Below are 10385 nucleotides of genomic sequence, written 5' to 3'. Positions count from 1 at the left end.
TCAATAGCCTTCATAGCCTTGATTTAGCCTCTCGACAATTAATCCACCCTGCTTCTTAAGGGGGGCTAGGGGGGATCGAGCCCTAATCGTCAGACAGTTTACCCGTACTACGTTTGACGTTAAGTTGACACCAAGAAGGGCACGGGGCGGTGTCCCTAATTACGCAAAGCCTATGTGTCATGCTGAGTGAAACGAAGCATCAAGCCAGATGCTTCGCCCAAATCCCTAAGTCCTATTTTTCATAACGAACTAGAAGATGCCAGAGAAAAATATCTGGGTCGTCATGATCGATCATCTCTTTAAACATGGAAACAAAAGGCTCATAGTCCAAAAACTGCATCTCCAAACTGAGCTGTCTTAATCCCGCTTCTTTAAAGATGCGATTTAACCGCAAGGGAGTGTAATAAATTTGGGGATCTTGCCACTCAGCATCCCAAACTTTATTGCCGTAGACATCGATATATCCCTCTGTAACACAGTGAGCGTGTTTGCGACTAAAATAGGCAATTTCTAAAAAGCATAAGGTGGTTGGAAAATATCCGTATATCTTGCCACCTGGCTTGAGAACTTTTCCAAATTCCCGAATCATATCGCGGTTGGTTTTATCCTCACTGGAAACCACGGAATTTACGAGGAGGACGTAATCAAATTTCTCGTTCCACTCCGGTTTTTGTTCGGTGATTCGCGTGGAGTCTACTTGCTCAAACACGATTTGCTGATTGTTGAGTCTGGAATCTCCATCTGCTGTTTTCCAGTCTGCTTGTGCTTTTTCAATGGCTGTTTTGGAAAAATCGGTACAGTAGATTTGTCCAATTTGGGGGCAAAATTCTAGTAAGGTTTTCTGAAGATAAATTTCCGAGCCACAACCGGGAATTAGGACTTTGATGTCAGGGGAATTGGGAATATCATAGCCGGGAGAACGCTCTGGACGGATTAAGTTTTTGCAGATTTTGGGGTCATGGGTGAGGCTGAAAGAGGTGTTGGTATAATCTTCGTGGTTTTTATCCCACATCTCTTTCTCTTCTTCAAGAGATTTCGAGCCCAGGTTATGAGAAGAGGGGATTAGCCATTTGTAATCATTTGTGCCGGTCATAATTTTCAACTCCAAAATATTCAGTACAGGTCAAATCTATGTGTCATACCAATTTAATGTGAAGTTGCAGATATCTCGATCCCCCTAAATCCCCCTTAAGAAGGGGAGTAGGGGTTGACTTTGAGCGGAATCTTGTCCCACCCCCTACTCCCCTTAGTAGGGGCGGTGCCCCCGTGCCCGCCCTTGGCTAGGGGGGATCGGATTCTATGCAGCCTCATAAAAAATTGGTGTCAACCGCTAACAACCAAGCTGCCGTTTTCCAGCACGTACATGACATCCGCACGCAAGGCATGGGCCATGCGGTGGGTAATGAAAATCACCGTGCGTTCTTTGGTGATGCGCTCGATGGTGGCGAGGATTTCGGCTTCTGTGGCGGGGTCAAGGGCGGATGTGGCTTCATCTAGAATCAGAATTGCTGGATTTCTTACTAAGGCTCTAGCTAAAGCAATTCTTTGCCGTTGTCCCCCGGATAACTGTCCGCCCCTGTCACCCACAGGTGTGTCGTAGCCTTGGGGTAAGGACAAAATAAATTGGTGAATCTCGGCGGCTTTGGCTGCGGCTTCGACTTGTTCGTCAGTGGCTTCGAGATAGCCCATGCGGATGTTTTCTCGCACCGAGCAATTAAAGAGAATTACCTCCTGAGAAACCAGTCCAATTTGAGAACGGAGAGAGCGTACTGTTGCATGACGCAAATCAATTCCATCAAACAGAATGCGTCCTTTATCTGGGTCATAAAATCGCGTCAGCAAGTTGACAATTGTACTTTTGCCTGCTCCACTTTGACCGACAAATACCGCGAAGTCTCCTTGGCGAATTTTCAGGGAGAGATTTTTAACTCCTCCTCTATCTTGGGAGTAGCTAAAGCTAACATCGTCAAAGTAAATATCACTGGAAAAGTGAGGTAAATCAATCGCATCCGGTGCATCCTGAATCGCCGGAGTTTCTGATAAGATATCGCTGATGCGTTGCAGCCCTGCCACTCCATCAATAAATGCAGGTATTGACGAAGTTAAACCAAGAATATTGAGATTCAAACCTACCAGTAAAACTTGAAAGGAGGTAAGAGTTCCTACAGAAATTATATTCCTGTAGGTCATGACTGCACCAATACTTAAAACGATAAGCTGCGTCATGACAAAACCAATCATGGGACCTTTCTGCACTAAGTAGGAGAGAAAGGTTGCCCGGACATAAACCTGTTTTAAGTCATTCAAATCGCTGGAAAAATCCTCAGTCATTTGGTTCTCCAGCCCGAATATCTTGACAACGGTTTGCGAGAGGATATTCTCTTCGACGACGCTGGCAATCTGTCCTTCTTTTTGCAGCAACTTATAGCCGACTTCGGTGGCAAGGCTGGCAATTTTTGCTGGGGCAATGGTGCAGAGGGTTAAACCGATTAAACTGAGCAGGGCTAATTGCCAGTTGAGGAAGAAGAGGAAAACCAGAGAAAATAGGAAGTTAGACAGTTCTAAAACAACGACTGTCAGCCCCATTGTAATTACACCATTTTCCACCTTTTGGACATCGGCGATGAGACAATTGACAATATCCCCGGCTGAACGTCGCCCAAAAAACTCCATTGAAAGGCTTTGGAGATGCTCGAATAGAGAGTGTCGGATATTGTTGGTGATTAAAATGCCCAAACGCGCTCCTAGGAAAATTCCTAGCAAACCGATGCAGGCATATAGAATTGCTCCGACGACTAGCAATGACAGGATTAGAACCAGAAGACCATAGTTTTGGGGAACGATGGCGGCATCGATGATAAATTTTAAGCTGCCTCGGAAGACTGAATCAAATGCTGCGTCGGATATCAAGCATAGAAAGAGTAAAATGAATTGCCATTTGTAGGAGGCAATGTATTTGTTGAGGGTTTTAAAGAACCAAATTAGTTCCCTCAGTTAGAAGAGTTTATCTACAGAAATTTTTATACTTTTACTTAGGCTTTTATTTAGGATGTAGGGTAGGCGCTGACGGCAGTACCTACCCTACCTCAATTTTAAATTCCTGATGTTAAACTCCTGAGCAATTGTCGATCAAAATTTATTTTTGTTTTAGAAAAAACGCTAGTATTTAATCATTATTTTTTTTAACGATGTTTACTTGTGGGGTTCGATTGAACTTTTATACTCCCTTTTCTCAAAAATAATTGTTAATAATAAGAGTCTCAAGGTTAAAAAATAGACTTTATATAAAGTTTAATTAGACAATTAATTCGCCAATACAACAAAAACAATTGAATTAGATTAATCATTTTTAGGTAATTACTTGTTAGATACGCTCGTTGTTTGTAAAGAGAAAAAAGGAATTTAGCCTTGTCTTATTGATAAAGACAAGGCTTGACGCCGAGTTACAGGCTTGTCCGCTAGGTAGCGAACTCTTTGTTTATGAAAGATGATGCATCCGTAATTTCTGGGAAATGTTGGGTTTCGCGCCCACTCAACCCAACCTACAGGATTGGCGATCGCACTTAGGTTGAGGAACGGGTAATGAGTTGGGGAGGTTCGCAAGTACAGAATCAGTCGCGATGCTGCTAGTTAATACAAGAATAGTTGATTAAAAATATCTTTATTATCGTTCCTCTCCCCTGCCTTTGTCAGTCGGAAAATTCGGATTATAAAGTCGGAAAACTCGGATAAATTATTGCATCAATAACCGCTAGTTAAGACTTTACATTTTCTTTATAAATACCTCCCAAACCTTTATGTTAACTTTACCTAATTCCTCGTAATTGCTGTTATAAATAAGAAAGAGTTAAGGAATTTTAATCATGAAAAAAACACTACTAATCGTTACTGGATTGATGGCGCTCGCTTTTCCTGTTCATGCTGCTCAGATTACCCAAGTTAACCAAGCTGACCAAGCTGACCAAAGTCAAGTGAGTCAACAAGTTAAACCGATTCAAACGGAAACAAACATGGTCTGTATCAAAAGGCTCGGGCGAATTTATTGTCGGTAGTTTCTAATAGCTATTCACGATAATGTCATAATTTGAACCCCTCCCTACCTATAATCTTTAATTGAGGTAGGTAGGGCTTCAAATTATGTATTTTTGGCAACACTTGCGTACTCCCATAAATAAATTTAGGGCATTGAACTAAGAACGGATTTTTTTCGGGGATAAGTTGTTTTTGATCAACTCTGCAATTACCACTTTTACGCTCTTTACATCGCGATAATTATCACCTTTTATCTAGGCTTATGTTATCTCAAGTAACTGTTTAATAGTCTCCTCGCTAGCATCATCCATTCCGCTTCTTCATTACTTCACTAACTTTTTTCCATGCGTGACAATGACAGATTGCACCCACTTCCGTTTTGATACAGAAGAGGGGAGCGAATTTTCTCGCTTTGCATCTTTATCTATCCTCGTTCCTCTCCCCTGCCCCTGTCAGCCGGCAAAGTCGGATCGTAAAGTCGGAGCGTCGGAAAAGCTACCGCACGCGACGGAATCAAATTTATTTAAATGATGCGAAGCTCCAACTTCGTATCATCGCCTTCCTGCAATCGCCAAGAGAGGCGACCGCCCCTGATTTCTAAAAATCCTCCTGAAAAGCGATCGCCTGCCCGTATTTTAGGGTTCGTATTTCAACCTTCCATCAATGTTAGCAATATGCTCATCTAAACTAAATTAATGGAAGTCTTATTAGGAGTAAAGCCATCCACTTTTTTACATTGAGCATTGAGAGTGTTAGCACTACTAAGAGCGGCTGAAGTGCAGGTTTTAGAAAACGCAGCTTCACCCCAGGACATTTTTCCATCAGCATTCTGGATATGCTGATCTAAATTGAGCGAGGTTTGCTGATACCGAGAACCCTCCGCCTTCTGGCAAGCTGCTGATAGAGTGGCTCCCTGAAGTTGAGCATTTTGACAAGTTAGGCTATAGGCACCTGCTGCCCAAGCATTGTTGCTTACTACACCAAAAGACAAAGCTAAAGCAAACACAAAAGCGCAGGTTATTTTGAGTAAAGACATTAACTTTTCCATGTGAATTTGATTTCACTGTCAGAGTTTTTTTTCCTATCGAGACGAAAACTTTATTTTTGTCTCTACACCTATAAGACGAATCCAGAGGTCAATTTCTGAATTTTTCGAGTTAGAGGCTGTTTTTTCCCAACTCAATGCACCCCATCAAACCATACTCAAGCACGAGATCCCTTTCGCCTCTTACCTTTCAACCGTTTCACAGCCTCCTCAACCTCACCGCGAAAAGGGTAGAGCAACCGCCGCTTCAGCGCACTTCGATAAGCCTCCACTGCCTCCCTCACATCCCCCAACCCCAACAACGCCCTCCCTTGCCAGTAACCAGCCATCGCCGGATCAAACTCCATCAATTCCTGAGCAAACTGACAAGCCTTTTCCAACCATTTCCGACTCGCCACCTCATCCCCCAGCCCTCGATAACTCTCCCCCAGCCACACCGCAGCAGACACAGATTGCAGATAACCCCCATTTTCTGGCAACAAATGCCATCCTTGCGCCAAAGCCTCCACCGCCTCCCGGTGTTTCCCCGCCAGCGCCAACACCCGCCCATAACCAAACCAAGCATCTGGTAACTGCGGTTCAAGTTGCGTCCCCTTCGCAGAGACACTACACCCCCGATCGATCTCCTGAAAACTTTCCACCAACACCCGCCCCGCCGTCGCCCAAACACTCCAGCGTTCGGGAAAACGATCGAGCATCTCTTCTACTATTGATGTAAGGGTTACTTGAGGGTTCGATCCCCCTAAATCCCCCAGGGCTGTTTCATTCTTTTGTAGGGGCAAACCCCCCGTGGTTGCCCCGATCGCTGAAATGCCCAATTTATCGTGTCTGGACCTGGGCGGGCACGGGGGCACAGCCCCTACAAAATCCTGGTTTTTCTGAGAATGAAACTGCGCTGTGGGCTGGGGGGGATCGAGAGGGGCTGGGGAAGAAGTCATCCCCGCAGCCGGCAAAATCTCACACAACGCCCGATAAATTTCACAATCCTGCGGATAGAGACGATAAGCCTTCAGCATCGCCTCAGCCGCCCTTTGATATTCCCCCGTGTGGAACAAGCACCGCCCATAGGAATACCAACCCCTCGGATGATTCGGGTGTTCCTCAGTAAACCGTTCCAACACCCCAATCCCGTTAGCTGACTCCCCCCGGAAAACGTGATAATATGCCAGCAACTCGCGGGCATCTGCCGCATCAGGAGCCAGTTGCAGCACAGAACCAATCATCTGTTTAGTCTGCTTCCCCTCCTCACCGGATACCAATCTCATCCGGCAACGAGTATCCGCCAGTCGTTTGATTACGCGGAAATCACCGGGAGCAAGCTCTAGCACTTTGCTCAGCCGCCGCTGCGCTTGGCGCACATTACCCACCGCCTGACTCGCGTCGTAGCTGTCAATCAGCGCGACAATATCATCCGGGTTCAGTGACAAAACCCGATCGAACGATCGCTTCGCTGCAGCCGCATCCCCTCTCCCCATTTGCACCTGCCCCAAGGCCAGCCAGTGAGCCGCATTATCTGGTTCTAGGGAAGCCGCCGACTCAAAAGCGAGTATCGCACCCTGAGTGTCATTTCTACAGAGTGCGATCGATCCGCTGATATGCTGTCGAGTCGCCTGATTGCGTGCATTGGCCAAGGCACTTTCATAAACCGCTACTGCCTCAGCCTTTTGTCCCATAAGCTGCAAGAGTTTCCCCAATTGCAAGCGCACGCCAATCAATGGTTGCTGCCGATCGATTACTTGGCGATACTCCTCAACCGCCTGCTCAATACGACCCATTGCATACAGCAGATTCGCCAATTCCAACCGTTTCTTCCATCCCGAAGGATACTGCTGCACGTACTCACTTAATGTTTTCAGCTTCTGGTCAATTCGGGCTGGCTTTTCGTCTAAAATCAGGTAAGCATTCAACTCCACCCCAGAGGACTGAGTGAGGGATACCACCCGGAGTGCAGTGTTTCTAGACATATTGCTGTTACCTGATAATTAATTGTCTCGCCAATGTTCTGAGGGATGGGGGCGATCGAGTCGGATGCGATCGTTTCATCGAATTGTCGGGGCAATCCCCCCGTGGTTGCCCCAGCCGTGGCTGGGACAGCCGCGATCGCCCCAGCCGTGGCTGTCCCAACCGTGGTTGCCCCAGCCGTGGCTGTCCCAACCGAGGCTGTCCCAGCCGTGGCTGTCCCAACCGTGGTTGCCCCAGCCGTGGCTGTCCCAGCCGTGGCTGCCCCACAATCTTGACGGGGTAGGCACGGGGGCACTACCCCTACAGCAAAATCATCCCCGATCGAGGCAACGTCCCCCTTTTGAGACGACTCGGAGGAATCTAACAAACCATCATCCAACCCTGACAAATACCTGCTCAAACGCTTTTGCAGAATTTCTCGTGCCTGTTGAATGCGCTTGTAAACGTTATTGAGCGAGAGAGCAAGTTTTTGGGCAATATCTTGATAGGCAATTTGGTGGCAGTAACGCAGAATAAACGGATTGCGTAATCGAGAAGGAAGAGTATCAATAGCGCGGCGAATGTACTGTCCCAACTCATGATGTAGAAGTGCCTCTTCAGGAGAGTCAAAACAAGAAATAACTGCTGAGCTTCCTGTAGCAGCTACTTCTTCAATGTCCTCCATTTGCATTGCTTTCCGGCGACGTTCTCGGTGAATATCTATACATAGATTATGGGTTAAGCGGGTGATCCAAGCTCGGAGGTTGGTGATTTTTTCGGCATAGTCTGGCAATTTTTCCCAAGCTTTGAGCATGGCGCGACTGAGGACTTCTTCGGCATCAGCAGGATTCCCCCCCATCCACCTGAGACAGCAACGGTAAAGATCATCTCGATTCTGCTGCCATAGCTGCCAAAATGCTTTCTCTATATCTTCTGGACAACACCGAATGTCTGTTGCAATAACGGAGTGAGAATTTGACATGATTTTAAAGGTGTTGAAAGATAGATGTGAAGGAACATTCCTCTGTTGCTTTTTTCGTTGCACCCCAATCCCGGAAACATCTAGCTGAGTGTGGTCTCAGTATTTATGCGGATAAAGATTGGATTCAGTTGCTCTTTTTTTGAGGCTGCATCCTTTCCATGTCTGTATCAGGGCTCCCCTCCCCCGCCCCTGTCAGTCGGGAAAGTCCGATCGGAAAGTCGGAAAAGTCGGACGCCCTGGTTTTGCTATCTATTTTTAGATAGAGCAGCTCGACAGCATGACTGGTACTGTTCTATGTCTTTTGGTAGATGCTATTCAATAGTATGTTTGGGGTATCGGCATAAAGCAAGTCGGAAAAGTCGGATCATAAAGTCGGAAAAGTCGGATCTTTGCCTCATTGGCATATTTCTGAGGGAGAATTACCATATCACGCGGTAAAAGACATCGGTAATAATACTTAAAATTAATCAAAGGGTCGGCGCTAATCGGCGGATTATTTTAATTTGCAGGAATAAAAGCTGTCAAGCCTTGTCTTATGGATAAAGACAAGCCTTGATACTGAGTTATACGGTTGTCCGCTAGGTAGCGAACTCAGATTTATGAAAGATGAACCAGTTTTTCAGATTTGTTAAGAGCTTTATATATGTCAAAGAGTCGATGTCGTAGGCGTTGACGGGGTGACAAGCAACTTAAAAGCCTTGTGCTGACAAGGGTTTAAGCCGATCGCCCTCACAAAAAATTAGGCGGGCGCGATCGCCCTTTGCATATTTCGACAAGGTGAAATCACGATCGGGGGCGATCGTCCAGGAGCGTAAGTGTCAATAAGTCTGTCATAATCACTATTAGGAATTTCTCCACCGACTTAGTACGGTGTATAACTCAAAATTAGGGTGCAAAACTGAAAAACCTTACCCGATGAGATTGATTTGTACATGACTTTTGAACAAGCTCTAGAATTTCTCGAATCCGCCTTAGAGTCCAAAACCAGTAAACCGTTAAATTTTCTTGAGCAGGAAATCTTAAAAGCTGCTTGGAAAAACGCAACTTATAGTGCTGTTGCTGACAGCTTGTACCTCAGCATAGGACATATCAAAGATTTAGCAGCCATCCTGTGGCAGCGCCTTTCAGACGTAATGGGACAAAAAGTTACGAAGAATAACTTTCGCTCGGTGCTAGAGAAGCAAAACACCACAAGTGAGCTCGCCGATGCCAAAGGCGAAGGCAAACTTATGGCGATGGCTGCGGCTGAAACAAGTGACATCAATCAATTAGAAACTCCCAAAGGTAACATCTTAATTGTTGATGACCTCCCAGAGAATCTGCGTTTTCTAACAGAAATTCTCACTAAAAATGGGTATAAAGTTCGCTGCGTAACCAATGGTGCGATGGCCTTGAGAACAGTTCGCAATCATCCCCCCGATGCTATATTGCTGGATATAAAAATGCCAGATATAGACGGCTATCAAGTCTGCGAAGCCCTCAAATCCGATGAAAACACCTCAGAAATTCCGATTATTTTCTTAAGCGCACTTGACCAAGTATTTGATAAAGTCAAAGCTTTTAAGGTAGGGGGAGTTGACTATATCTCTAAACCTTTTGAGCCGGAAGAAGTGCTAGTTCGCCTCGAAACTCAGGTAACTATCCAGCACCAAAAACGCCAGCTTAAAGAAGCAATCGAGCGACACCAGCAAACCGCAGAAATTGCCTACCAATCTCGCAGCCTGCTGGCAAATTTGCTAAATTCATCTCTGGATGGAATAGCCGCAGTGCAGGCGGTGAGGGGAGATATCGCTGGAGAAATTGAAGATTTTCGCTGCTTGGTAGTTAACCCTGTCTTTGCCAGACTCTTAGGGAAAAAACGAACAGAACTCGCGGGGGAACCCGTGCTGAAAAAACTGTTTAATCAATTGAGTCCCGGAGTCTTTGATTTATTAGTAGAAGTTGTTGAGACTGGAGAATCGCTTGAAGGAGAGGTTCATCTAGAAAGTGATTACCTGGGCAAATGCTATTATTTCACTGCTGTTAAATTGGGAGACGGTTGCTCAATTACCATCCGCGACCTTACAGACTTAAAACTGTCGGCATTAAAGTCAATGATGGAACAGAACCAACCCCGTGCTATCAAATAGGATAAATGGGGCTTACGCAATCTTACCCAGAAACCAGGTTTATGAAGTACATTAGGGACACGGCACCATGCCCACTCGTGTCAACTTAACATACAACCAATAGTCCGGCAGGGAATTCATTCCCTGCCTCAAAGTGAAAGTCCTCGCTATGAGGACTGAGAAGAAAAATTTTAAACTCATAGGACTTACGCATTGACAGAATAACAAAATAGTGAATTGATAAATAAGGGTCGTCTAGTAATGGGTATGGGAGAAT

General features: G+C 45.6%; 7 protein-coding genes. 2 read left to right on the top strand and 5 right to left on the bottom strand.

The features are described 5' to 3' along the window. Positions 1–232 precede the first annotated feature (232 nt). Both QT987_RS28830 and QT987_RS28825 read right to left on the bottom strand, forming a co-directional pair. Positions 233–1093: a class I SAM-dependent methyltransferase gene (locus tag QT987_RS28830; RefSeq protein WP_333246838.1), complete on the bottom strand. Its 861-nt coding sequence runs from the start codon at positions 1091–1093 to the stop codon at positions 233–235. 230 nt (positions 1094–1323) lie between these two features. Further along, entirely contained in the window at positions 1324–2952 is a 1629-nt protein-coding gene (locus QT987_RS28825) for an ABC transporter ATP-binding protein (RefSeq protein ID WP_333246840.1), read from the bottom strand. 911 nt (positions 2953–3863) lie between these two features. Here QT987_RS28825 and QT987_RS28820 point away from each other — a divergent pair. Then, a complete protein-coding gene (locus QT987_RS28820; protein ID WP_333246836.1) occupies positions 3864–4052 on the top strand; it encodes a hypothetical protein in 189 nt (62 codons plus the stop codon). A gap of 662 nt (positions 4053–4714) precedes the next feature. Here the strand turns inward: QT987_RS28820 and QT987_RS28815 are convergent. From QT987_RS28815 to QT987_RS28805, 3 genes are all read right to left on the bottom strand, one after another. Further along, complete coding sequence (locus QT987_RS28815) at positions 4715–5068, bottom strand: CVNH domain-containing protein (protein WP_333246834.1); 354 nt, start codon at positions 5066–5068, stop codon at positions 4715–4717. Between the two features lie 167 nt (positions 5069–5235). Further along, a complete protein-coding gene (locus QT987_RS28810; protein ID WP_333246832.1) occupies positions 5236–7041 on the bottom strand; it encodes a tetratricopeptide repeat protein in 1806 nt (601 codons plus the stop codon). After that, the gene (locus QT987_RS28805) at positions 6981–8000 is read right to left on the bottom strand and encodes a sigma-70 family RNA polymerase sigma factor (RefSeq protein ID WP_333246830.1); all 1020 of its coding nucleotides are present in this window, start codon (positions 7998–8000) and stop codon (positions 6981–6983) included. The genes QT987_RS28810 and QT987_RS28805 overlap by 61 nt, the downstream gene beginning before the upstream one ends. Positions 8001–8932: 932 nt before the next feature. Between QT987_RS28805 and QT987_RS28800 the strand changes: the two genes are divergently transcribed. Next, positions 8933–10129 carry a response regulator gene (locus tag QT987_RS28800; protein ID WP_333246829.1) on the top strand — a complete coding sequence of 399 codons (1197 nt, stop codon included), beginning with the start codon at positions 8933–8935 and terminating at the stop codon, positions 10127–10129. Positions 10130–10385: the final 256 nt, after the last annotated feature.

It is taken from the genome of Microcoleus sp. SVA1B4, from assembly GCF_036700545.1.
GTDB lineage: Bacteria > Cyanobacteriota > Cyanobacteriia > Cyanobacteriales > Microcoleaceae > Microcoleus.
This window is presented reverse-complemented; position numbering and strand designations above follow the sequence as displayed.

What these genes read in the sequence shown, in the direction of transcription:
- QT987_RS28800 (WP_333246829.1), top strand. Translation starts at nt 8,933, where the DNA reads ATGACTTTTGAACAAGCTCTAGAATTTCTCGAATCCGCCTTAGAGTCC.
- QT987_RS28810 (WP_333246832.1), bottom strand. Translation starts at nt 7,041, where the DNA reads ATGTCTAGAAACACTGCACTCCGGGTGGTATCCCTCACTCAGTCCTCT.
- QT987_RS28805 (WP_333246830.1), bottom strand. Translation starts at nt 8,000, where the DNA reads ATGTCAAATTCTCACTCCGTTATTGCAACAGACATTCGGTGTTGTCCA.
- QT987_RS28830 (WP_333246838.1), bottom strand. Translation starts at nt 1,093, where the DNA reads ATGACCGGCACAAATGATTACAAATGGCTAATCCCCTCTTCTCATAAC.
- QT987_RS28815 (WP_333246834.1), bottom strand. Translation starts at nt 5,068, where the DNA reads ATGTCTTTACTCAAAATAACCTGCGCTTTTGTGTTTGCTTTAGCTTTG.
- QT987_RS28820 (WP_333246836.1), top strand. Translation starts at nt 3,864, where the DNA reads ATGAAAAAAACACTACTAATCGTTACTGGATTGATGGCGCTCGCTTTT.